The following is a 25,399-nucleotide window of genomic DNA, read 5'->3' as shown; positions in this document are numbered from 1 at the left end:
AGTGAAAATGGACAAGGTTCTAATAGTAGATCTATACACAGATGAACCCTCTGGATTAGGCGTATCGCCTTATATAGACACATATCCTAGATATCTAGCTGGGGCCATATGGCATCATAATGGTGCTAATACAGCAATTCACTATGTAACTGCGGATGAGTTTAGAAACCCTAACTGGCTAAGTCGGGCCAATAACTATGACATAGTATTCTTAGTAGGAGGGATAACAGTCCCGGGACGCTATCTAGATGGTAATCCCCCGTCTCTTAGAGAGATCACAAGGTGGGTTAGGCTGTTAAAGAAACCACTGAAGATCCTAGGAGGTCCTGCATCAAAGTTCGGTATGGGGCTAAAGGGTGGAGAGGTAGCACGGCTAACTAGAGACCTTGAGAAAGCTGGAATAGATATTTTTGTAACTGGAGACTTAGATGAGTATGTCCGAGAACTTATAGAGCACGGGGTAGAGAAAGCTGCTCCCTGGAGAACTAGGAAGGACTATGACTATGTGGATATATATGCTGTTAAGGGAGCTAGGATTGTGAGAATGCACAGGAGGCTGGGTCACGGACTTATAGCTGAGATAGAATCATATCGCGGATGTCCGAGATGGATAGCAGGTGGTTGTAGCTTTTGTATTGAGCCTCTATATGGGAAGCCGTTGCAAAGAAACACGTATAGTATAGTTAAGGAAATTGAAGCATTATACCAATATGGGGTTATAGACTTCAGAATAGGGAGACAGGCAGACTTCTATGTTATAGGCTCTCGAGACTTGGGTAATACTGAATGGCCTAAACCTAATCCTACAGCTATTCATACTCTATTAAGGAGTATACGAATTAATACGCCTGAGTTGCGGACTTTACATATTGATAACGTGAATCCCGGTACAATAGTAAGGTACCCCAAAGAATCTATCGAGATTACCAAGACAATAATTAGGTATCATACGTCAGGAGATGTCGCTGCACTTGGAATAGAGACTGCGGATCCCAAGGTAGCTAGGATCAATAACTTGAATATAACATCTGAGGAGGCTATTCGTGCTATTGAGATTCTAAGCAAGTATGGATCGACTAGAGATACAAATGGTGTCCCTCATTTACTTCCAGGTATAAATTTCGTACTAGGACTTCCCGGTGAGAGCAGGACTACTATGAGAGTAAACAAGGAATTTCTTATGAGAATCTTAGAGGAAGGCTATCTGGTTAGGAGGATAAATGTGAGGCGTTTGATGGTCATTCCAGGTACAAGAGTATCCAAACTCAAACCTAGGATCCAAGGGAAATGGAGTGATAGACACTCGGCTTTCATTAGGTGGATTAGAGGTTATTTTGATAGAGAAATGCTTGGGAGAGCTTTCCCCCCGAGTGTAATAATTCGAAATGTGTACGTTGAGGAACATAAGTCTGGTTATAGTTTGGCAAGGCCTCCTGGAAGTTACCCTCCGACAGTAAAAATCAAGGGAAATTTGCCTTTCTATTCTATGGTCGATGTAGTTATTACAGGGGTGGCTTCTTCAAGGTCTCTCAAAGGCGAATCATTAGGTGAATTATTTTAACACTCTCCCTGTAAAAAAGTTAATATAAAACATGTACAATCACCTAAAAATTATTAATAATAATTTTATGGGATCACTAGTGTATTAGTAAAAGAGGTAGCGGGTCATGGGAGGGAGGAAAACAAGAGAGATCTATGATAGACTATCTTATAGTTTCATTGAGATTATTGAAAAAATCCAGGAAACACAAGGACTACCCACAATTACAGGGTTAGCAGAGGATATGGGACTTCACGTATCCACACTGTGGAGAAGAATAAAGACGTTGCACGACTATGATGTTGCGTTTACCGCTGACATCAACTACACTGGATTGGGTATTAAGAGATTAGTCGTATATTCCAAGCGCACTCTAAAGGGAGGATTCAACGAGCTACCGTATTTAGAATACTTGATACCTTTGATCCCCAGGGGTACTATACTTCAGTTTGAGGTTACCCAGGATAAGATAAATTACCTTCTGAATAATCTATCATTTAAAGTTCCACGAGATTCTGAGGTGTATATCTTTGATTACTATTATCACTCAAAGCCTAACTTAAGAGCATTCTATGATATTATGGAAAGGAAGGTAAAACCTAGATGGGATTATCTGCTCGACTCGATAAGGGCAGCAGAATTTCATAGAGTTCCTTTACCTAAAAGAAATGTCAAATATGATGAAATAGATTTATTTATACTTGAACAACTCCAGGGTAACCCATTCATTTCTATGAGAGAGATAGCTAAGAAGCTCCAGGAGGCGGTTGCATCAAAGAAATGGGCCATACAGCCTATATACTCTAATGTAACCTACAGCCGAGTTAGGAGGCACTTTGTTAACCATATAGTTGGAAAAGGTATGGTAACCGGTGTCCACATAAAACTAAAGCATCCGCATAATAACATGGAATTGATAGCCATGTACTCGACTGAGGATGGAATAGCGCACAAGGTAACATCCGCATTTTCTGAGCATCCGTATACAAGGTATGGGCTAGTAAGCAATGAAGGTGATAGAGGACTCGTAAGAATATCAGTCCCAGCAATGTATATTAGAGGCCTTCTCGATATTCTGGACAAACTTTTAGGAGCTAATATTATTAGGGAATGGGACGCGTTCATAATAGATAGTTACCATGTTACAGAGAAGAAGGTATCATTCAAAAATTACATATAACTCGGTGGCAATGACAGAAAGCTAATGAAAGGGATTAAATTATGTGGACTTACATTAGGCGTAGTTCCAGCTTATGGCTGGGAATGTTACTTCTAGAGAAAGCAGGTTAGCGTTGATAAGGGTGCCCTAGAATTTGAAGATAGCTTTTCTATACAGGTTCCTCGAAGAGTCGAGGTATAGCCTTGCACAATTACGAGCAGTTTTAGAAAAGAAATTACTAGAAAGAGGGATTCCATTAGTCACTAAATCCTATAGAAATCCGGGTTTAATGGTTTCGGACGCTTTGCGGTTTGTTGAGAAAGGTTACATAGTGTTCATAGCCTATAGCCTCTTGACAACAATCCTTCCAGAATTATTAGATGAAATTAAATGGGTAGTTGAATCAGTTAGAAATAAGAATATACATCTTATAGCAGGAGGATCTCACCCGACAGGCGATCCTCTAGGTACCCTTAAACTCGGTTTTGAAACGATTTTCCATGGCGAGGCCGAGGAAAGCCTACCGGAGTATCTGGTCAGTTTTGCACAAAAAGAAGATTACTTGAAGGTTAGAGGTATAGTAACAAGGGTTGGCAATAGTCCAATCTACACTGGTAAACAAGGTAAAGTTGATCTAAATAGTAATCCACCATTCCCCTATTGGGAGGGAATATTTGCTCCCATAGAAATAACAAGAGGATGCATTTGGGGTTGCAGGTACTGTGAAGTCCCCTATATGCATGGAGCAGTAATCAGGCACAGGATGCCTGGTAACATATTGCACTACGCTAAAATATTCTGGTCAAGTGGACGGAAAGATTTACGGTTTATAACCCCCAACGCGTTCTCATATGGTTCCCAGGGCAAGGATGTGGACATAGGTAAGTTATGCAGTCTACTTTACAGATTAAAGGAGGAAAGTAGGTTGTATTCAGGACGAATATTTATGGGTTCATTTCCCAGCGAAATCAGGCCGGAGCATGCTATTATAGGAGACGCTGTCAAATGCCTTCGAAATACTGTGTCCAATAAAAACGTGATAATAGGGGCACAATCTGGATCATTGAGGGTTCTAAAAATACTTAACAGAGGACACGATGTTGATGCAATCGTTGGAGCTGTCGAGAAGTTGAATAAACAAGGCTTCAGTGTTGATGTAGACTTTATATACGCACTGCCTTTCGAAGAGGAAGATGACCTACAAGACACGCTCCATTTAACGGAGAGACTTGCCTTGGATTTCAATGCTAGAATACATGCTCACTATTTCTTGCCCCTTCCGGGAACTCCACTCGAAGGGTATAATCCTAGGGATCCGCCTCAGTGGTTTATGAAAAGATTAATGAAGCTGGTAGGTAGGGGTAAGCTGTTTGGTGATTGGTTAAAACAGAAAGAGATCAGTAGGAGAATCGTTGAACTAAGGAGTAACGGTGTTATAATAGGCCTGAAGGGGTGGAAGATAATTAGAAGACTTTGAAAATATTATGTTATCGAAAAGGCCGGTGATGAGCCAGCTATTTATGATCAAATGAATTCATTGGCCTTTTCTGAGGCCTCGTTTTTATTACCCAAAATTTTATTTTTAACATGTAAATACACCTTTCTTATATGAAAACGGTTACAGTCCTCAGATCATTTTGGAGGTGTGCTTTGCTTGGTATTCGATCATCTAGATCCTCAGTTACCGGTTATAAGAAATATGGTCAGGGAATTTGCTGAGAAATACATTGACCCTGTTGCAAGGAAGATTGATGAGGAAAATATTATCCCACAAGATATCCTAAGAAGTTTAGGTGAAATGGGTTTTACATCAATGAGAGTTCCAGAGGAATATGGTGGCCCAGGGTTTACATTGCTTCAGGCAGCAGTAGCTGCAGAGGAATTGAGTCGGGTAAGTAGTGGTGTAGGGATACTGGCAACAGTATCCGGAGACATGGTAGCTTATCCTATAGTAGAATATGCATCACCTGATATCAAAGAGAAATATCTGGCACGACTGGCAAAAGGAGGAGTTGGTGCATTTGGGCTCACTGAACCATGCTGCGGTAGTGATGCAGCATCCCTTACGACAAAAGCAGTTAGAGAAGGAGATGAATATGTTATTACGGGGAGAAAAACATTCATAACAAACGGTGTTTATGCTGATTTCTTCCTGGTAGCAGCAAGAACAGGAAAACCTGAGGAAAGATATAGGGGTATATCACTATTTGCGGTTGATCGTTCAGACTGCGTCGAAGTCTCGAAGCTAGATATGATGGGCTACCGAGGTTCTGGAACTAGTGAAATTCTCTTCAACGAGTGTAGGGTTCCTAAAGAGAATATGATTGGGAGGGAAGGAGACGGATTCAAGATAGCTATGATGGCTTTAAATGAAGGCAGAATCGTGACAGCGTCTACCGGGTTAGGTGTAGCTCAAGCTGCTTTCGAGGATGCCTTAAAATATACTAAAACTAGGACCAGTATGGGTGTCCCACTAATAGATCATCAAATGGTAGCTTCTCATGTAGCAGATATGTCACTTAAACTTGAAGCAGTCCGAAGCATGATATATTCAGCTGCATGGAAAGCTGATCAGGGAGATCCTGACTATATCAGGTTAGCCAGTATGGCTAAATACTCGGCTGCTAAATGGGGGACCGATATAGTTAGAATGGCTTTACAGGTTCACGGAGGATTCGGCTATAGTAGGGAATCCAGGGTCGAGAGACTATATAGGGACATAAAGATGATTGAAATAGGAGATGGAACTAATGAAATTCAGAAGCTTGTGATAGTTAGAGCATTAACAGGGAAAATCCGTCCATACAAACCCTAACCTAGCAGAACCAGTGTTTTTAACCTAGTCCTATTCTAATTCATTTATAATACATTATTAACACAGCAACCTTATACTTCTAACAGTAATCACTAGGGGATGAGATTTGGCTAAAATTTCTACTAGGCAATTAACAGGCAGTCTATACCTGTTGCGTGTGGACGATGAGAAAACCCGTTACTTTGAATCCCTATGGGAAATACCTGAAGGCATAACCTATAATGCATATTTGCTAAAAACAAGTGAAGGAGACGTTTTATTCGATGGTTGGAAATCAGTTTTTGCAAATGAACTAATAGAGACACTTTCTACTTTGACTAGTCCCTCTGAACTAAAATACGTTGTAGTCCATCATATGGAGCCTGATCACACTGGCTCTATTAAAATACTTTCTAAAATGTATAGTGATACAAAGATGCTTATTCACCCTATAGGCAAGAAGATGTTAGAGAAATTCTACGGGATTCCTTCTAGTCGGATCGAGGTCGTTAAAAACGATCAAGTCATAAAAATCGGAGATAAACATCTACGATTCCTTTATGCGCCTTGGATACACTGGCCCGAAACAATGTTTACGCTGATAGAAGAAGACGGTTTATTATTAACTTGCGATGCATTTGGAGGCTACAGTATACCTGACTGTATAACCGATTTAGACTGTGTCCCAGAAAACTATATGTATTCGGCTGAAAAATACATGGTGACAGTAGTAGGTCATTACAGGAAGAACCTCTTATCAGGTATATCTAAGATTAGAACGCTTGAAAGTAGAATAAAGGGTATACTCCCAGGCCACGGTCTCCTATGGCTTGGGAATCCGAGAACCATCGTAGATAAATACCAGGCATGGGCAGAAGGTGAACCTGTTGAAAAAAGAGCAACAATAGTTCAGGTAACAATGTATGGTCAAACAGACATGCTTGTTACTGCAGTCGAATCTGAACTCCGCTCGAAAGGTTATCGCGTGCATAAATTTGTATTAAACGATCAGAAAAGGCCTAATTTATCAGATATACTTGCTGTTATTAATAGAACGGAACTGCTGGTTCTAGCCACTGGAACATATGAAGCAAGAGTTCAACCATTAATGAGATTTATTGTGGAGGAAATTAAAGAGAAGATATCTCCGGTAGATAAGAATGCTATAATAATTGCTTCATATGGCTGGGGTAGTATTGCTGGAAAAGAAATCAAATCAGCTCTCGAGCAATCTGGCTGGGGTATTCTTAAAGTAATAGAATCAGATAGGATCAGCGGGGTTCCACCCGACACATATCTATTGCCTAGCCGGTCAGGGTAAGTAAAACTGTTCATATAACCTGATTTAATAGTATGGATAGCCGATTGATTATATGAGGACCTAGAATTGAAGGAGCAGAAAATAGCCGGACTCGATATAGGAACCAGTAAAATCAGCCTAGTCATCTATGATGATGGCCTAAAGGCATTAAAGAGTATAACTATACCGAATCATACCACTCTAATAGGACCAGTAGCTGAGCAAAACCCGGATACTCTTCTGGCGACTGTTAAAGACCTATTGGAAAAAGCAGCCGTGGAAGGTGCAGAAACAGTAGGTATAGCCACATATAGAGGATCACTCGTCGTTTGGGATAGGAATGGTCGAAAGCTCTCGCCAATAATTACTTGGATGGATTATAGGTCAGCTATAAATTACAGTAAACTTCCATTGAAAGCCAGGTTGGCTAGTAAACTACCTATAATAGGATCAGCGTTTTCACCAGAATCAACGGCTGTAAAACTAAAAACCTATCTAATGGAGAGACCGGAGCTTAATGATTTACTAGATAAGAAGACAGCTTTAGCATGGAATGTCGATGCTTATATAGCGTATTCTCTCTCCGGTAGGTTTATTGCAGACCCCTCCACATCTGCGTTAACCGGCCTGATTAATCCAAAAACATTGAAGCCATTGGATATTGTTCTAAAACTCCTAGATCTACCGCAGATGGAGTTTCCTTTAACACTTAGTTATGATGAACTAGTAATGGAAACCATGGGACTTGAGATAAGAAGCCTTCTAGGAGACCAGCAAGCAACAAGCATTGGTTTACAGTGTCTAGAAAAAGGCTGCATGAAAATAAGCCTAGGAACAGGATTCTTTATAGACTACTCTCTAGGGGATTATTCTACCGGTACTATACTGCCTGAAGGTCTTTTACCCATTACATTATATGTAAGTAGAAATAGAAAAATTATGGGAGTCGAAGGATACCTTACAGGCATGGGCAAATCGGTTGAATGGTTCGTGGAAAACTTATTTAGAGGAAGCTATGATGAGATGGATAACTGTATTAGTGAAAGAAAACCTCCTATAGTAATTCCATATATCTGGGGAGGTAGAACTCCCCGGCTTCACAAGGGAGTTTCAGGTATAATTGGACTCGAACCCGGATATAACATTGAAAGCATTGCAAACGGGCTTGCACATGGTGTAACAGCTGCATTAGTATATGTTTATAATAAAATAATAGCTAGATATGGGAGGCCGAGCAAAATACTTGTGACAGGTGGTTTATCGAGGCTCAACAGGTTTAACGAACTTGTTGCATCGTATCTCAATGCAAAAATACTTGTGTCGAAAAGACTTGATGCTACTGCTTTAGGAGCGGCATTACAGGCAGCAGAATCGAAAGGATGGAATTTAACACCTGAGATGGAATTCTCAGAAGTGGAGCCTAATTCCGATTTAGTTTTAATTGATACACAAACCATAGCGGATTGGGCCAGAACGATTCAATCTAAAACTAGTGCCCTAAAATGAGGAGGTGTTAATGATTGCCTGATCCTATGAAAACGTTTACGCAATGTGCTCTATGCCCAGGTATATGCGTCACACATTGTCCCGTATATATGAATACTCACATTAGAGCATCGTCACCGAATAATTTGGCGAGAATAGGTTTGAAGTATTTAAATGGCTATGGAGACTATTATCCTGCTCTATGGTTATGTACTGGCTGTAGAGAGTGTGAATACAATTGCCCTATAAGTAATTCTTTATGGGAAGCTCTCAGGATAACTAGGGGGCAGAGGGTACAAAAAGAAACAATTAATCTTGAAGAAAAATTTCTAGGGGGAAGTGGTTCTAGTTTACTATTAGTCTCATCAAATACTCTGAGAAGAGATACCATCGAGTCCTTAAAGAAGCTCTACAAAGTTTACTGGTTAGACTCCAATCCATTATATACAGCTTATTGGAACGGCTTTGATATCCAGTTAAACATTGATAAATTTGATTTTGTTGTTCTGGAGGATTTAGACATAGCCTCTGTTATAGGAAGTGATTGGGGAGATAAAGTGATCTACTCTATTCAATTGCTTGATATGTTAGGTTATAGGAATATAGTAGGGAATAGAGAATACTTACTCCATATTCCATGTAAGGTTCCAATTAAAAACAGGCAATTGCTTGCCGACGTCTCAACCAGAGTTCTAGGAGAGCCTATCAATATAGTTGATAAGTGTATAGGAGGCGGAGGTGGACTACCGGAAAAGCACCCCGAGATTGCGGTTGAAGTAATTGACTTATCACTAAAGGGTTATGGAAAGGATATACCTATAATTACGCTTTGCTCTCGTGGTAGATCTCATTTATTGAAATCCGGGTACTTTGCTAGGGCACCTTTTGACTTCATCAGAGGTGAAATGTAATGAGTGTGGAGAGGTTTATAACTCAGTCTCGAAGATTGCTAGGAGATCGCTGGGTTTTAACAGGTAGCTGGGAAATTTACCCGTATTCAAGGGATTATTGGCCTTTACTAGTTTATAGAGAATTGAAGGGTTCGGATCATAGTGCTCCTGTAGCAGTCGTTCTCCCGGGGTCAGAGGAAGAAGTCGTCGAAATACTTAGATTTGCAAATGAAAACCATATAGTGGTAGTACCATATAGTGGAGGATCCGGTGTTCTGGGAGGAGCAGTACCTGATAGTGGATGGGTTGTAATCGATCTTTCACGGTTAAACTGGATTAAATGGTATGATGAAAAAGCAGGAATAGTTGATGTTGGAGCGGGAGTTTATCTCAGATTACTAGAAGAGTGGCTTCAAAGGCGAGGTAGAACGCTAAGGCATTTCCCACAGTCTTATCCGGAGGCTATGCTGGGAGGCCTTGTCTCCACTAGGAGTATAGGTCAGTACTCAACAGGTTACGGTGGAATAGAAAATATGGTTTTAGGTTTAAACATTATTGTTCCAAGGATCGGAAAGCTAGAGATTAAACCTGCACCGCGTAGGAGCCTCCTCCTCCCGCTAGACCACTTATTCATAGGAAATGAGGGGCTCTACGGGATAGTGACCCGGGTGTATTTATCCACCTACGAGTTACCGGAATGCTCTGAGAAGGTCGGATGGCAAGATAAATCGTTTGGAGACGCTTTAGAGAAAGCTAGAATAATTGTTGGCAAGAGGCTCTCTCCGGATCTTTTTAGAATATATGATAGGCGCGAGTCCTTATTACATTTCGGGGAGGAGGGAAGCGTTTCCATCGGTGTGGTTGAGGGTTCTTGTAGACTTGTGAGAGCTAGGATCGAGGAGCTTGAGAAGCTGGTAGGAAAAGATGTACACTCAGGTGGCTATTATGCTGAAAAATGGCTTGATAAAAGATTTAATGTAATAGAAGATCTATGGAAGATCTATGAGTTAGGAATGGGGTTCGAAACTATAGAGGTCTCAGTCCCATGGGGATGGGTATATTTTCTGTATTCCGATAGCATCCAAAAGCTAGAATCTATAGATGGATTATATTTCATAGGTGTTCACGCGAGCCATTTCTATCAAAGCGGAGTAGCCCTATATTACACGGTAGCCTATTCTCTTGAAAGACTCGATGATGTCTATATGAGGATATGGGACACGTTGATGAATGAAACATCTAGGCATAATGGTAGTATCTCACATCATCATGGAGTGGGTAGGATGAGAGTAAAATATTTAAAACTAGAATATGGTGAACGTGGTATTCGATTCTTGAATGAAATCAAGAAAGCTGTTGATCCTTCGAATATTCTAAGGAATGACTTGTTGAGGCATGAATGAATTGAGAATAGCAATCATAGGAGCTGGAGTAGTTGGTCTTCAGGCAGCATACAGAGCTGTATCAGAAGGAATTGAAGTCACTGTTTACGAGCAGGCAGCTGAACTGGGTTTTGGTGCAAGCGGACACACTGCTGGGGTTTTACATGTTCTGCAACCACCTTTCATAAATAGGAAAGCTAGGCTAGCAAAGAAGGCGAATCCTCTGTATGATGGATTAGCAGCAGAGTTAGGATTCAGGATCCTTAGAATGCCTTTATACCTTGTATATACGAGTAGAAAGGAAAGATTTCTAGGAGTTTTTGCAGCCTCACTCCTAAAGCTTGTGGGTTACAAAGCGTCATTGGCGAATAGAGACGAAGTGGTAAGTAGTTGCCCTGAAATCTCTTCTGACGTTATTGGTGGAGTGAAAGTGGAAGGCTATGGAACTGTTATACCTAAAGAAGTTCTAAAGGCGTTAGCTAAAGGTATATTGGAGAAAGGTGGGAGTATAATTTATTCCGCAAAGGTTGAATCTATAAGGGAGCATAACCAGAAGGTGTGTATTAACCATATTAATGGAAGTGAGTGCTATGATAAGGTAGTAATAGCAGCTGGCCCTGGTGTTGTTAATCTTGTTCAAGGGAAAATACCTAAGATAGGTTACTATAAAGGAGTCATGGTTTACGTTAAATTCGATTGTAACTCTATTATAGCTCCGTTGGTTTCCAGGGCAAGGTCAAAGGAAACAAAGGGAGGAGGTATAATACCCTTGCCTGACGGCCGTGTCCTACTAGGCCCATCATTTATAGAGACTCAAGACCCGTGGGATACTAAAGTCTCCACTGAAGAGGTATTCAGTACGATCGACTTGTACAGCAAACTGTTACCTGATACACCAAAAATACTTAGTGCTGATGCCGGTACGAGATCTAAGAACCTCTCAAAAGATGATTTTTACATAGATAAAAAAGGAAGAATAATCGTGACTGCGGGAATAGATAGCCCTGGTTTTACAGCTTCTCCCCTAATAGCAGATATTATTATTAGGCTTGCTACTTTTCCCTAGTTTTCTCCCATGCAATTTTAGCCGCTTTAACTAGGTAGAGAGCAGCTATCGGGTACCTTAAAACAGTTGCATAACTGCCTTTCTCTATCTTTAGTTTCCTCCTCATCAATGCAGTAGTTGGGTTCAACTTGCCCTCTAGAATGCTAACCCAATCCTTGTATGCGGCTGTTATTACGTATTCCGCCTCAGCTTGGCTGGCATCATTATACCATTCCATTCCACGGCAGGTTCCATTATAGAGGTCTAGTTTCCAGCCTATAGTCTCGCTATTATAGATTTCCCTAATATCCTCGGGTAGGTCTTTGGCTTTGAAAAGTATAGGCCATACCCAACCCTTCCCGCTTTTCTTGTATCCGTCAAGCTCGTTTAGTGCTTTGCAGAAGAGTTCAGCCCATTCTGGTGTTGGAATGAATTTTTCCTCCACACTCGATCACTTCCATTGTATTTAGAATTGTTGTTTAATACATGTTCTCTACAAGAGACTTTATTTCTTCAGGCGAAGGGACTACGGGTGCGAAGGCTATATCCGCATCTTGTAATGCTAGAAATGGAAGTTTCTCTATTGCCTCTGAATATTTCTCTTTACTAATACCTACATCCCTGAACTTTAAGGGGAAGCGCAGGGTTTCATAGAATTCTATGACAGCTGAGACGATATCCTTGATCTCCCTATCCGTATGTTCACCAATGATTCTAGCTAGCTTCTTATATTTGGAAGCTACTTCTTCGCTATGCTTTATATTATACTCCATAACATAGGGTAGAACTACTCCTACAGTCAAGCCGTGATGTGTTCCTAATATGCTACCAAGCGGGTGTGCAATAGCATGTGCCATTCCTAACCCGCTGTTCGAAAAAGCTGCACCAGCTAACGTAGCGGCTATATGCATCTTACTGATTGCCTCCTCATCCCCACTTACTGCATTCGAGAGGTACTGGAAGATTAATGTAACCGCTTTCTCCGCTAATGCGTCAGAGAGCGGGTTTGCTTGATTCGAAATGTAGGCTTCCATGGCATGTGAAAGGGCGTCAATCCCTGTTGCTATTCTTAGCTTACTCGGTAAAGCCTTCACCATATCCGGGTCAAGGATAGTTGCAAATGGAACCACCTCTGGGGATCCTAGTGCTATCTTTATCCTATCTCCTTCAACATTATCTGTAAGAACTACTCCAAGTGTAGCATCGCTTCCCGTCCCACTCGTTGTTGGAATAGTTATTAAAACAGGTTTCCTTGCTTCCAGCCCTATTACTTCGAAGGGGCTAATATCACGTACATCGTAATCCGGCCTTACATACTTAACTAATCCTGCTTTAGCAGCGTCAATAACGCTGCCTCCGCCCACCGCGATGAAGGTGTCAGGATTAAATTCTCTTGCTGCATCAGCTATTTCACCAGCTATAGATATCGGAGGTTCAGGAGGTACCTTATCAAATAATTTGAAGGGAACTTCCGAGTTTTCAAGTGTTGACAAAATCTTGTCAACTAAGCCTAATTCTCTGAGAGTTTTATCGGTTATCACTAAAGCTTTTGATGACCCGATTACGGATAAGAGGCTAGTAAGTGAATCACCGACGTTTTCATCGAAAATTATTCTTCTAGGTAAAACTGCTTCAGGCAATACGAATACACCTACAGGAGATATACTATGTTAAAATATGAGGGTAATAGGAGGTTTTATCTGTTAGGCGGTTGATCTTTCTAAACTTCTAATCACCAGTTCATGTAGTTTCATCAATAGTTTTCTTCTATCTTCCATCAATACCACATCACTATAGCCTTGGACTACTAAGTGGTGGGCAAATGGCGAAGGAGCATATTGAGCTTCAAAGAATTTTATCTCGATTTCACCGTTGTGAATACATTCAAGAACCTTTCTTGCTGAGTCTAAATCCATATGATCCTGGAATACTTCCCTATAAGTTTCCTCAAGTACGGGGAACCCATCCATTTCTCCCACCACTCTTAGAAGTGTTTGTGCATTCAGCTGCATCCTATGAGGGCTCTTCTCCCTACCTTTATACCTCTTTAATATCATGAAACTCCTCTGTGCTACGTGTCTGAATATCCTCCTCATCATTTCTGTACTCTTGACGGCCTTCCTCAGTATTCCCTCAATACTATCAGGTGTGACACGGTAAGGGAGGTTGTATAAATCAACAATACCGGTCACGGGAGTTGTAAGCATAAATCCATTATCGCTTACGGTTATTCTTACAGGGTAAGAGGTCTCTTCAGCTATTATGTAAGCATACGCTCTACTAAGAGCATCATTGGTTCTTCTACCGAATAAGGTGTGGAAAATAATATTCTCCTCACCAGAATCCACCCAATCCTCTATTAGGACAAGATCGTTACCCGGGACTAGGCCGCCAGTATATTTAAACTGCTCCCAAATATACTTGTATATATTTATTGCAGCAGACCTACTTAGCCTGTATTTTCTCCTCAACCAGTCAATTACCTCATCCCGCGGTTTACTAGATATCAGATCGGCTGCAAATCGCCTGAATTTCCCTACTTCGAGAGCAGAGTCGAAAGCTAGGGGAAGCATCTCGGAGAACCAGCTAGGTACAGTTGGCCGCCTACCTTCCACTTTTCTCACATAGGCTCTCATGCCTTCAGTTTTAATGAACTCGTAGGTTCTGCCTCCTAGTACAAATATATCTCTCGGATTCAGTATTTGTACAAACGCTTCTTCCAAGTTTCCAACATATCTACCGTCAAGTGTGAATACCTTAACATGTGATTCATCAGGTATAGTTCCACTGTTTAAGTAGAATATCATTCTACTACCTCTTTTCCTACCAAAAATGCCTTCATCTTCGTCAAACCAAATTTTCCTATATACCCGGTGCTTCTCAACCTCCTCTCCATACATACCTGCAAGGTACCTAACAACGCTCATGAACTTATCGAAATCTAAATCCTTAAACGGGTAAGACCTCCTGACAAGCTTATACGCGTCATCGATTCTCCATCTGTCTTCAATACTCATAGCAACTATCTGCTGAGCTAGAACATCGAGAGGATTCCTAGGTATTTTCACTTTATCTATCTTCTTCTCCATAGCAGCCTTAGCTAGCACTGTACATTCAACTAAGTCATCTCTATCTACGACAATAAGCCTTCCTCTGCTGATTTGCCTAATATGGTGTCCCGCTCGTCCTATTCGTTGTAGCAGCCTGCTCACGCTCTTAGGGCTACTCAATAGTACTACAATATCGATATATCCTATATCTATTCCTAACTCTAGGCTGGTAGAGCTGACTACGACCTTTAATTCGCCTCTCTTTAGTTTCTCCTCCACCTCTAATCGAAGACCACGACCAAGGCTTGAGTGGTGGGCTTCTATCTTGTCTATATCTGTTATACCCATGTCTGCCAAGAGTCTCCTTAACTTATAGACTACTCTTTCAGTGGCACTCCTAGTATTGGTGAACACGAGTGTAGTTCTGTATTTTCTTGTTATCCTTGCTAGAGTTCTATAGATGCTCTCATTGACCTCATCAGTAGGAGTGCGTATCAGGTCTTTTACTGGGCTCAATACTCTTATATCTATAGGCTTAGCGAATCTAGCATCGATTATCCACCCGTCACGAGGCTTACCGTTATCGTTATATCCGATAAGGAACTCTGCAACCTCTTCCAAGGGGGCTATAGTTGCACTCATCCCTATCCTTTGTAAAGGTTTACCGATGAATTTTTCCAACCTCTCGATAGATACCATTAAATGACTACCGCGTTTTGAAGCAGCAAGCTCATGGATCTCATCAATGATAACCCATCTAGCATGCCTTAAGTTCTCCCTGAATTTTGGTGCTAATATACTAATAGAGAAGCTCTCCGGTGTTGTTATAAGAATATGAGGAGGATTCTTAGTCATCTTCTGTTTCTCATATGGGCTTGTATCACTAGTTCTAACTGCAACCCTGATCTCAGGGAGGTTAACTCCGAGTTCCTTAGCGGTCTTACTGATCGCGTCTAAAGGCTCAAGTAGGTTCCTTTTCATATCGTTGTTCAGTGCTCTTAATGGAGAAATGTAAATAGTGTAAACCCTGTCTTGTAAACCCTCACTTAACCCGATCCTATATAACTTGTCTATAACACCGAGGAATGAGGCTAGTGTTTTACCAGTCCCAGTGGGACTGGAGACTAGGACATTCCTATCTTTTTTAATGAGGGGGATTGCACCTCTCTGAGGCAGGGTAAAGCTTCTGTACTTATCTCTAAACCATAAGGCTATAGGTTCTATCAATAATCTATAAACCTCTTCGTCTCTAGGAATCCTGCTTAACTTCTTTATCGCCAACCCATGAACCGCCTCTATGCTCCAGGTGGTTAAATCAGTATATTCTTTTACAGATTACGTATATAGACTGCAAATTGCCGAATACTCCCTTTTTCAACTGCTAATAATTATTATATTCAGTAATCCTTATTAGGCAAAGCCTAATAGGGTATATGGAAATGGCAGAGGGAACGCCTATTGTTGAGCCTAGAATGATTATAAGAGAGGAGCCCTCATCACCGTTTAGCCGATTTCTAAACGAAATTGCTAGTAAATGGCAGGAGAAATGGGATAAAGATAGAATATTCCAGTCAGCGCCTGATCCTCTGAAACCCAAGTATTTCATAACAGCGGCTTTCCCGTATCCTAATGGTCCGATACACATTGGTCACCTCAGAGTCTATACGATCACTGATGTTATGGCACGCTACAAGAGAATGCGCGGATACAACGTCCTTTTCCCAATGGCATTCCATTACACGGGTACTCCGGTACTTACTATGGCTGAGAGCGTATCCAAAGGAGACAAAGGCTTAATTAGATTATTCAAGGAAGACTATGGGGTTCCAGATGATATACTACCAAAACTCGGTGATCCCTTATTCATGGCTAGATACTTTCATGGAATTAGTAAAATGACAATGAAAGAAGCAGGATACAGTATTGATTGGAGGAGAGAATTCACAACCATAGATCCTGAATTTAGTTCATTCGTAAGATGGCAGTTCATGAAACTAAGGGAAAAAGGATTCCTCGTACAGGGCACTCATCCAGTGGGATGGTGTCCGGTTCACAACATGCCTGTTGGAATGCATGACACTAAAGGGGATGTTGAACCGGAAATAGGGGAATTCGTACTGATTAAGTTCTACGATGAATCTTACTACTATCCCGCCGCTACTCTGAGGCCGGAAACAGTTTTCGGAGTAACAAACATATGGATAAATCCTAAGGAGAACTATGTGATAGCACTCGTAGACGGTGAAAAGTGGATAATAAGTGAGAGAGCAGCCTTTAAGCTCGGATTCCAGCTCCACAAAGTAGAGCTCATTGAGAAAGTAAAAGGAGAAAAATTCATTGGAAAATTAGTAGTGAACCCGGTAACGGGTAAAAAAGTTCCAATACTGCCAGCAGAATTCGTGGACTCTGACACGGCTACAGGAGTCGTTATGAGTGTCCCAGCACATGCTCCCTTTGATTTCGTAGCACTAGAGGAAATATCTGACAAGCTGCTCGATAAGCTAGGGGTTAATAAAGAGTCCCTAAAACCTATACCTCTAATCGAAATTGAAGGATTTAGTGAGGTTCCGGCACGCGATGTTGTCGAGAAACTGGGAGTGGAAACTCAGACAGAAAAAGAGAAACTGGATCAAGCAACTAAACAAGTATATTCAGCGGAATTCTCTAAGGGTAAAATGAGAAGGGATATTGCCGAATTAATCTCTGGTGAACTTCTCCATGGCCTTCAAGGAGAATTATATAAGGGGTTCATAGATGCTTTCGTTTCAAGTAAACCAGTTAGCGAGGCGAGAGAGAATATAGTTGAACTTCTCAAGTCAACACCATATGGTGGATCAATCTATGAAATCCTAAACAAACCAGTCTATTGTCGTTGTGGTAACGAAATAGTTGTAAAGGTACTAGATAATCAGTGGTTCCTTGACTATAGCAACCCTGAATGGAAGGAGCTTGCGAGGAAACTTTTTTCTAGGATGGTTATAGTACCTGAGATCTATAGAAACCAATTCAACTATACTATAGAATGGGTTGATAAGAGAGCCTGTGCAAGAACCCGTGGATTAGGAACGGAGCTTCCCTGGGCTCCAGGCTGGATAATCGAGAGCCTTAGTGACTCAACAATATATATGGCATTCTATACCATAAACTATAAACTGAGAAAAGGAGGGGTTCAGCCTAGTCAACTAAAACCAGAGCTGTGGGATTACATTTTCCTAGGAAAAGGTGATCCTGAAACTGTTTCAAAATCCACGAGTATTTCTATTCATTTAATAGAAGCATTAAGGGATGAATTCGACTATTGGTACCCTCTAGACTCTAGGAACAGTGGAAAAGACCTCATACCAAACCACCTGACATTCTTCATATACAATCATGCTGGGATATTCCCAGAAGAAAAGTGGCCTAATCAGATAACAGTAAACGGTTTTGTGCTGATCAGAGGATTGAAAATGAGCAAAAGCCTCAGGAATGTGATTCCTATGAGGGTAATCCTACAAGTATACGGTGTAGATGCTGCTAGAGCAGCAGTAGCTATGACTAGTGAAATAGGCCAAGACGCTAATTTCACAGAGGAGCTGATGATTAGTGTAACTGATCAATTGAAGAAAATATATAGTACAATATCACAGTTAGAATCATACGTCAAGAATTCACCGGGGAAGATAGATCCAGTTGAACTAGACATTGTTGATAGATGGATGCTTAGCAGATTATCGTATAATATCGAAAAAACTACAGTAGCCATGGATAACGTCAAACTGCGAGATGCGTATAATACTGTGTTCTACGTGATGGAAAACGATCTAACCTTCTACCTAAGACTAACAGAACACCGTAAGGATGATCTGGTTAGAAGATACGTTGTTAAACAAGTAGTAGATAGTTGGATAAGAATGCTTCAACCTACTGTGCCACATATTGCAGAGGAATTATGGAGTGTTATAGGAGGAAAGGGATATGTAAGTTTGGCCTCATGGCCTAAACCAGCTGGAAGGGACATTGAAGCTGAGGTTTACATGGAGTACATTTCACGCCTTATAGATGACATTAAAAGCATAGTGAAAGTAGCCAAGAAGTCACCTGAAAGAATAGTACTTCTCCCATCAAACCCGGATATGATTAACGAGCTTAGACTCGCTGTTCATATTATAGATGAAGGAAAGCCGGTTAAAGCACTCATTAAAATAATAACGTCAACCGCCAAGGATAGGAAAAAAGCGGCAAATAGAGCGATGAAACTCTATGATGTAGCAAAGAATATACCTCCTCTAATTAAGGATTATATCATGGAAAGGAGCCTCGATGAGGAGAAGGTTATAGAGAGTTTAAGGTACGTTATCGAGAAACTGACAGGGGCTGAAGTAATTGTATCGAGAGAACATCCTATAGGCATCAAAAGAAAAGATACGTTACCAATGAAGCCAGCTATATACATCTTCTAACCGGTGTTCCTTCACTTCCCTATGGGATTATTTCGGTTGAATCATGTAGAGGATCATAGAGAACATCATTCCAGGAAGCAACACCATTTTTGTCGAGGCGATCAATAATGGGGACAAGTTTAAGAACATGATCTATAGTCCTCTTGGTAACCCAGCATATTTCTTTCTGGCCTGCATCTCCCCAATATTTCTCATATAAAGAATAAAGGCAACGCCCTCCGCACCACTTGAAATACTCGCACTTTACACATTCGGGGGAGACGTCATTAATCCTCATAACCTTCTCAACGCCTGACCAAATATCGCCAAGAATAGCCCATTTCTCTCTAACAGCTATAGGACAAGCGAGAATTCTGCCATCAGTGGTTATAGAGAAGCTTTTGAACCCAGCTCCGCAAGGAATATGCCCCCATCCCCCGTTTTTCTCTGCAGTCAAGATCCCTAGGAATGGGATTATCTTTGGTACCTGGCCGTTAACTAATTTTTCAGCCGTATAACGTACTAGATTAGTTATTCCTCTAAGATACCTGTTTCTAGCCCAGTCAAGAAATCTCCACCTATCACCCCATACTACATTCAACTGCCAATGGACGTGTGTAAACGAGCCGAGTTCTAGTAGATGAACAACATCTCTGTATATGCAGGCATCTTTGGTCACAGTCATCCTAGCTATTCTACGGCATTTACAAAATTTTGATAGCCACATCGCTGTATTTAGAACTCTACGATATATCCCCTTACCCCTATACTTATCTGTTAGCCATTCAACACCATCAATACTTAAGAGGACGGTTTCCATTCGTTGCCAATAGCTATCTGGTAGAAGATGAGGTAACGTCCCATTGGTTTGAACCCCGTATCTAGCCTCTAATGTATCCATAATTTCCATTATGAACTCAGGGTTCAGAAGAGGTTCTCCCCCGTAAAAGATTATTGTGGGGTCAGGGTCGTTATCTATAATTTTCTTGAGGTCCTTCGCCGAATACTTTGGTTTCCACGGCATCAATTCTTCCGGTATAGAACCCCCGCAATACTTGCATCTAAGATTACATTTGCCAGTGGTGTGAACTATCCAGAGCAATTCAGATTCCTACCTAGGCATCAATGCTTTTACCTAGGATATGCTTAATATCGTAGTCTATTCTCCTACGCTTGTGATTAATGTCGTAGTAAATCCAGGACTGATAATACGGCTTGCCTTTGTTTCTGAGTCTTGTCAATGCATAATAAGCTAGTTCTATAGTAGATATGCTTCTTTTACCTGTTACCTCTTTCCTTAGGTCAGCCTCAATAGCACGGGCTGCGGAAGGGGTTATACCGTTCTTTATTAGGCTAACAATGAATTTCTCGGGGATGTACTCTTCTATGCAGCCATTCCTCTTTTGTACTACTGGAAGATTGTTTTCCAAGTTCATCACCCGTGATTATTTTTCATAGAAAACAGGAAGTTAGAGACCTTAATATTCTAAATCCCCTTTTACAAAAACGGATCAATCAGGTGACGTTTATTGAAAGTACTTAGGATCGATAGCAATAACTGCCCCTCACCTCATGAATTGTTTGAATGGTCTAAAAGTAATGATGGTATTATTTTAACAAAGAACTCGCTGGACACGCTAGCTAGAGCTAGAAAGATACTTTTAGAAGAGGCTAAGAGACGAACAATCTATGGCATACATACTAGACTTGGGAAACTATATGACTCAGGGCGCCTCTCAGATCCTCAATACGAGGAAATAGTCATAAATGAGCATGCAGTAGGTACGGGGCCGCTATCATCACCGGAGGTAGGGCGCCTCTTTCTAGCTATCAGAGTTATCCAAGCTACAAGAGGATTTACAGGCATACGGCCTGAAACAATAGAGAGACTGGTGAAACCCCTGGAATGTAATGCAGCTCCAGCTATCCCTGTGAGAGGTAGTGTTGGTGCATCAGGTGATCTAGCTCCAACGGCACATCTGGTAAGCCAGTTTCTCCTCGGTAAAGGAAAAGTTTGGATTAACGGTGAATTGATAGATGCTAACAGTATGTTTGAAGCCTGCGGATTAGATAAATGGGTTCTCGATAGAGGTGAAGCTCTCCTCCTTATAAATACGACAGCATACAGCACAGCGTTACTCGGGTATTCCTTAGGATTAACCAGAATACTATTCGATGAGTTACTCAATAATACGCTGCATATTGGTAGGATTATAGGTGCTAACTGTGAGCACTGGTCTCCGATCATTGCATCAGCTAAGAGACATCCAGGTATGAGAGAAGTACTTGAACGACTATCCACTGCATGTAAAGGTGAACAGAGAAGGTTACAAGACCCATATTCTCTACGGTGCACTCCTAATATACTTGGAGCTATCCTAGACGGCCTAAACTATGTGGAGCATGTGGTAGCAAACGAAATTTGCAGCGCATCTAGTAATCCTATTGCTACTCCTGAAGGAGTTTTCCACCAGTGCGGATTCCACGCGGTTTACCCTGCTATAGCAAGTGATTATACTGCAATACTATTGGCATGGATGGCTAATTTAATCGAGAGAAGAGCGAATAAACTATTGGACGATAGCTATGTAAACTTACCCAAGTTTCTAGCCCACTCAAAAAGCAGTGTTGGAGGAATGATAATTCATTACACTATAGCTTCATTAGCCGCTGAAGTCAGAGCGGACTCTGGTCCCAGGACTATTCATAATATTCCTACAAGTTTAGACCACGAAGATATAGTATCTATGTCACCCAATGCTGGGTTGAGGTTACTCAGAATCATATCTCTCTTGACAGATCAATTGTATTTGGAGAAGGCTTTAGTAGAAATAGCGGAAGAACTGGAGAGGGGGGATCATCCTAATGTAGGGGAAATATATGAGCAAAATAAGATAATGGCAGGTGAAATGAAAAGAAGATACGGGATTTCCCAGGATTGTTAGGATGCAATGAAATGCTTTAGGATCTCGGTTCCAATAAATAGTAGTGGTAAAAGTAGTAGTCCCCAGATAACTAAGCTTAGTCTGAAAGCTTCTTTCCACTCATTATTCAGCCTTATTTTCAACGCCCACATGTAAATAAGGAAGTCAGCTAAAACGGCAACAGGCCCCATCGGGTTGAGAAAGATTAGAATTAGAAAACCCAGAAACCCAGCATATATAGATGCTTTTACGGATTCCTTCCATGCAAGTTTACTTATATACACAAAGAATGGAGTAGGCCCTATTATAAAGACCGCTACAAGTATTAACTGGATGATAGCTCCTGTCAACGTTAATCTATGAGGCAGAACCTCTCCTCCGATATTAGTAGTTGTATTGCTTACATTTACCATAACACATTCCCACGGAAATGTACTCTGATCTCCCGATTAAATTTCTCAGATATATAACCCTGTTCGCTTGTTCAATATATATGCGAGGACAAGGTTCCGTAGGTGCACAGAAAAGTGGAGGACTCCTTCATCGGTCATTGCTCAAGATATTATAGTGACGAGTATAGATTCATTAAGATAAGAAGTATAAGCGTAGATTACCATAAATCCCAGGAAGAAGGTCCAAATAATAGAACGAGGCTTCTTGGAATAGTACTCAAGAACCTCTCATTACCTAGCCCTGATGAGGTGCCTTTGGTCCATGCTATAGGTTTACTTGCTGACAGTTTATCCTCACATGGTTTCACTGTATCTTTTTATGAGTACGAACCTATAAATAGAAGCATTGACCGGGCAGAGGAGCTTAAGTCCATAGTAAAACACTTGGCTGCAAAGAAAACACCTACACTAATAATTATCCCCAAGCTTATGGGTACTGTTCTTGTAGGACTGGCCGAAAACGAGGGAATACCCATATATCCATTGTTAAGCATGACTGTCAAACGCGATCTTGTATTTTATTTACCGAAAACCTCCATTCCCTTCATTAGCTTCCTTGTAAAAAGAAATAGCATGGCGAGTTACAGGAAATACGAATTAATGAAAGATCACGCCTTACAACTAGGTTTCAAGGTTGTCAAAGAAAAACTGTTTAGCGGAAATGGTGAAATACTAGAGTATCTCGAGAGAGGAGTCAGAAGTGAGGGGATTAATGCGATACTCAAAAATATTCCTGTTACAAGATTATCGTTAACAGTGCTGGCTACTCTAAGATGTCTTGGTAAATCTGAGCTTGTTAGGAGGGAGAATATTCCCTCAGGTGAGACTGAAACATTCCTTATAGCCTCTACAATACCGGGAGCTGGATTATTAAACGAAATTAGACCTATCCTCAATTCTATAATGGAGGTCTATATCAATTCGAATACATACCCTAAAAACATGCCTCAGACTAGGATTACTAGAAATATAATAGAAGGGTTGGAGGGGAGGATAGTAGGTGAGATAGCCAAACTCTATAAGGCAGCGACAATAAACGTCGATTAGGCTTGCTGTCCTAGTGACTCATCGAATATAAGCTCTAGTCTTCCAAGTTCTCCAAGGACTCTTCTAGCAAAAGCCTCTAAATGTCTTCTGTAAACACCATTACTTCTTGCTTGCTTGAAAACTATCTCCTCTACTATGCTATACTTCTTATAAGTCTCGTTGAGTGTCTTCCAGGGAATACCTTTAAGAGCTTCAGCATATTTTTCCTCGAAGGGCAAGATTCCTTTGGCCATTAATACAGCTATAATAGGGTAACCAATATACCCCCTATGTATTGTTCCGTTATCATTACTATACGCCTTCTTTGATCCTAGATCGACAATAACTGTATATGTTTTTTCTCCTGTTGAACTTTTGATTTTAGCTATAATTCTAGACTCGTTCTCGTCGACAATTTCTACTCTACCATCTGCAATACTGCCAAGAGCTTCGAATACCTTTATCCTAGGGGGCTTCGAAAGAATGGGCACTTTAGACACCTCTCAATAGTAATATTTGTCTGGCAAACATAAAAAGAAATCACAGGTTTTTGTACCTAAATTAGCTACATTGAGTTGAAAAATCAATTTATATATACAAAAAGTTAATCCCTCCCTGCGGGGTGTACGTTTTGGATGTAAAGAAGAAATGGGATATAATCATAGTTGGAGCTGGCCCCGCTGGCTCTGCCGCAGGTTATATACTAGCTAAGAAAGGTTTTGATGTCCTTGTACTGGAACGAGGACGACAACCGGGATATAAAGAACTCTTCGGTGGAAGGGTATATGCAGAACCTCTACGAGAGATATATGGCAACGATCTGGATAAGGCTCCTATTCATAGATGGGTTAAAAAAGAGAAACTAAGCTTTGTGGACGGCAATAAACTAGTGTCAATAGAGTATCAATCAGATACTTCCACAAGCTTCACAACATACTTGCCTCAACTGGCCAAATGGATGGCAGATAAAGCTGGAGAAACTGGTGCACTACTAGTTGAAGAAATCACAGTAGATAAGATACTCTACAAGGATGGAAAGGTTATTGGTGTTGGAAGCGGGCCAGACGAGGTATATGCCAACCTTGTGATAGATGCAGAGGGAGTAAATAGATTACTCCTAGAAGGTTTAGGTTTAGTTGATAAACTGAAGCCGGAGCAAGTAGCTGTTGGAGCAAAGGAGACTATCAAGCTAGGTGAAGATAAGGTTAATGAGAGATTTGGGCTTAACAAAGGCGAAGGGATGGCTTGGCTCCTAATGGGAGGCATAACAGAATATATACCCGGCGGAGCGTTCGTTTACACCAATAAGGATAGCGTGAGTATAGGTCTAGTCCTACATCTGGGGCACGCCGTAAAGGACGTGAAAGACCATATAAGCCAGATGGTAGAAAGACTAAGGCTTCATCCTCAGCTTAGAAATCTATGGATAGATGGGGACATTATGGAGTATGGAGGGCATCTTACACCTGAAGCAGGCCCTGCTATGATGCCTAAGAAACTGGCATTGAACGGTTTCCTTATAACAGGGGATGCTGGAGGACTTTTACTCAACGTAGGATATACTATACGAGGAGTGGATTTCGCGGCTTATACAGGTTACTTAGCTGCAAAAGCGGCGATAGAGGCTCATGATAAAGGAGGCTTCACAGAGCAAAATCTAAAAACGTATGAAAGAATGCTGAAGGAAAGCTTCACGTATAAAGACCTAACCAGGCTAACTGGAATGCAGGATCTGTATAGTGATGCTAGAATGTTCAGTGCACTACCGAAACTAGCTGTCGGCACAGCAAGCAATGTTTTTGAAATAGGGTTGGAAACCCCAGGAATATGGAAAGGGTTTAACAAAGCGAGGAAACAAGCTGGTTTAGGATTACTCTCACTAGCCTGGAAAGGTTACAGGCTTATCAAAAAGATGTAGGAGGTGAATTGGT

20 protein-coding genes are annotated in these 25,399 nt (G+C 41.1%); 13 read left to right on the top strand and 7 right to left on the bottom strand.

The genetic code is table 11. The features are described from left to right. Positions 1-7: 7 nt before the first annotated feature. The 9 genes from F7B60_04115 (at position 8) to F7B60_04075 (ending at position 11,616) form a co-directional block, all read left to right on the top strand. On the top strand, positions 8-1,561 hold the full coding sequence (locus F7B60_04115; protein MCE4614696.1) for a radical SAM protein: 1,554 nt from the start codon (positions 8-10) through the stop codon (positions 1,559-1,561). A 106-nt stretch (positions 1,562-1,667) separates the two neighbouring features. Continuing rightward, complete coding sequence (locus F7B60_04110) at positions 1,668-2,720, top strand: AsnC family transcriptional regulator (protein ID MCE4614695.1); 1,053 nt, start codon at positions 1,668-1,670, stop codon at positions 2,718-2,720. Between the two features lie 133 nt (positions 2,721-2,853). Then, positions 2,854-4,176, top strand: a complete 1,323-nt coding sequence (locus F7B60_04105) for a TIGR04013 family B12-binding domain/radical SAM domain-containing protein (protein MCE4614694.1) — start codon at positions 2,854-2,856, stop codon at positions 4,174-4,176. A 177-nt stretch (positions 4,177-4,353) separates the two neighbouring features. Then, complete coding sequence (locus tag F7B60_04100; protein ID MCE4614693.1) at positions 4,354-5,514, top strand: acyl-CoA dehydrogenase family protein; 1,161 nt, start codon at positions 4,354-4,356, stop codon at positions 5,512-5,514. 106 nt (positions 5,515-5,620) lie between these two features. Next, positions 5,621-6,814: an FprA family A-type flavoprotein gene (locus F7B60_04095; GenBank protein MCE4614692.1), complete on the top strand. Its 1,194-nt coding sequence runs from the start codon at positions 5,621-5,623 to the stop codon at positions 6,812-6,814. 66 nt (positions 6,815-6,880) lie between these two features. After that, the gene (locus F7B60_04090) at positions 6,881-8,299 is read left to right on the top strand and encodes a hypothetical protein (GenBank protein ID MCE4614691.1); all 1,419 of its coding nucleotides are present in this window, start codon (positions 6,881-6,883) and stop codon (positions 8,297-8,299) included. A gap of 14 nt (positions 8,300-8,313) precedes the next feature. Then, complete coding sequence (locus F7B60_04085; protein ID MCE4614690.1) at positions 8,314-9,189, top strand: (Fe-S)-binding protein; 876 nt, start codon at positions 8,314-8,316, stop codon at positions 9,187-9,189. Further along, positions 9,189-10,571, top strand: a complete 1,383-nt coding sequence (locus F7B60_04080) for an FAD-binding oxidoreductase (GenBank protein ID MCE4614689.1) — start codon at positions 9,189-9,191, stop codon at positions 10,569-10,571. Before F7B60_04085 ends, F7B60_04080 begins: the two co-directional genes overlap by 1 nt. Before the next feature lies 1 nt (position 10,572). Then, positions 10,573-11,616 (top strand): FAD-binding oxidoreductase, encoded by a 1,044-nt coding sequence (locus tag F7B60_04075; GenBank protein MCE4614688.1) that lies wholly within the window; start codon positions 10,573-10,575, stop codon positions 11,614-11,616. Here F7B60_04075 and F7B60_04070 read toward each other — a convergent pair. The 3 genes from F7B60_04070 to F7B60_04060 form a co-directional block, all read right to left on the bottom strand. Then, positions 11,603-12,040 carry an SCP2 sterol-binding domain-containing protein gene (locus F7B60_04070; protein ID MCE4614687.1) on the bottom strand — a complete coding sequence of 146 codons (438 nt, stop codon included), beginning with the start codon at positions 12,038-12,040 and terminating at the stop codon, positions 11,603-11,605. The two genes, F7B60_04075 and F7B60_04070, sit on opposite strands and share 14 nt — an antisense overlap. 34 nt (positions 12,041-12,074) lie before the next feature. Next, positions 12,075-13,235, bottom strand: coding sequence for an iron-containing alcohol dehydrogenase (locus F7B60_04065; GenBank protein MCE4614686.1), 1,161 nt, complete (start codon positions 13,233-13,235; stop codon positions 12,075-12,077). A gap of 63 nt (positions 13,236-13,298) precedes the next feature. Further along, positions 13,299-15,920: an ATP-dependent helicase gene (locus F7B60_04060; GenBank protein MCE4614685.1), complete on the bottom strand. Its 2,622-nt coding sequence runs from the start codon at positions 15,918-15,920 to the stop codon at positions 13,299-13,301. Between the two features lie 164 nt (positions 15,921-16,084). On the opposite strand from F7B60_04060, the gene leuS reads away from it, so the two are divergent. Beyond that, positions 16,085-19,087, top strand: a complete 3,003-nt coding sequence (gene leuS / locus F7B60_04055) for a leucine--tRNA ligase (protein MCE4614684.1) — start codon at positions 16,085-16,087, stop codon at positions 19,085-19,087. A 19-nt stretch (positions 19,088-19,106) separates the two neighbouring features. Here the strand turns inward: leuS and F7B60_04050 are convergent, their stop codons facing one another. Both F7B60_04050 and F7B60_04045 read right to left on the bottom strand, forming a co-directional pair. Beyond that, positions 19,107-20,168, bottom strand: coding sequence for a TIGR04084 family radical SAM/SPASM domain-containing protein (locus tag F7B60_04050; protein ID MCE4614683.1), 1,062 nt, complete (start codon positions 20,166-20,168; stop codon positions 19,107-19,109). A 13-nt stretch (positions 20,169-20,181) separates the two neighbouring features. After that, positions 20,182-20,496 carry a hypothetical protein gene (locus tag F7B60_04045; GenBank protein ID MCE4614682.1) on the bottom strand — a complete coding sequence of 105 codons (315 nt, stop codon included), beginning with the start codon at positions 20,494-20,496 and terminating at the stop codon, positions 20,182-20,184. 99 nt (positions 20,497-20,595) lie between these two features. On the opposite strand from F7B60_04045, the gene F7B60_04040 reads away from it, so the two are divergent. Beyond that, the gene (locus tag F7B60_04040) at positions 20,596-22,011 is read left to right on the top strand and encodes an aromatic amino acid ammonia-lyase (protein MCE4614681.1); all 1,416 of its coding nucleotides are present in this window, start codon (positions 20,596-20,598) and stop codon (positions 22,009-22,011) included. Here the strand turns inward: F7B60_04040 and F7B60_04035 are convergent. Beyond that, positions 22,008-22,403 carry a hypothetical protein gene (locus tag F7B60_04035; GenBank protein ID MCE4614680.1) on the bottom strand — a complete coding sequence of 132 codons (396 nt, stop codon included), beginning with the start codon at positions 22,401-22,403 and terminating at the stop codon, positions 22,008-22,010. The genes F7B60_04040 and F7B60_04035 overlap by 4 nt on opposite strands. A gap of 102 nt (positions 22,404-22,505) precedes the next feature. On the opposite strand from F7B60_04035, the gene F7B60_04030 reads away from it, so the two are divergent. Next, positions 22,506-23,489, top strand: a complete 984-nt coding sequence (locus F7B60_04030) for a hypothetical protein (protein ID MCE4614679.1) — start codon at positions 22,506-22,508, stop codon at positions 23,487-23,489. Here the strand turns inward: F7B60_04030 and F7B60_04025 are convergent. Continuing rightward, on the bottom strand, positions 23,486-23,959 hold the full coding sequence (locus F7B60_04025) for a hypothetical protein (GenBank protein MCE4614678.1): 474 nt from the start codon (positions 23,957-23,959) through the stop codon (positions 23,486-23,488). The genes F7B60_04030 and F7B60_04025 overlap by 4 nt on opposite strands. 140 nt (positions 23,960-24,099) lie before the next feature. Between F7B60_04025 and F7B60_04020 the strand changes: the two genes are divergently transcribed. Continuing rightward, positions 24,100-25,386: an NAD(P)-binding protein gene (locus F7B60_04020; GenBank protein MCE4614677.1), complete on the top strand. Its 1,287-nt coding sequence runs from the start codon at positions 24,100-24,102 to the stop codon at positions 25,384-25,386. The last annotated feature ends 13 nt before the right edge of the window (positions 25,387-25,399 follow it).

Origin of the sequence: Candidatus Tiamatella incendiivivens, from assembly GCA_015522635.1 — an archaeon.
In the GTDB taxonomy this organism is placed as follows: domain Archaea; phylum Thermoproteota; class Thermoprotei_A; order Sulfolobales; family Acidilobaceae; genus Tiamatella; species Tiamatella incendiivivens.
Note: the sequence above shows the minus strand (reverse complement) of the source record. Positions and strands in the feature narration are given on the sequence as shown.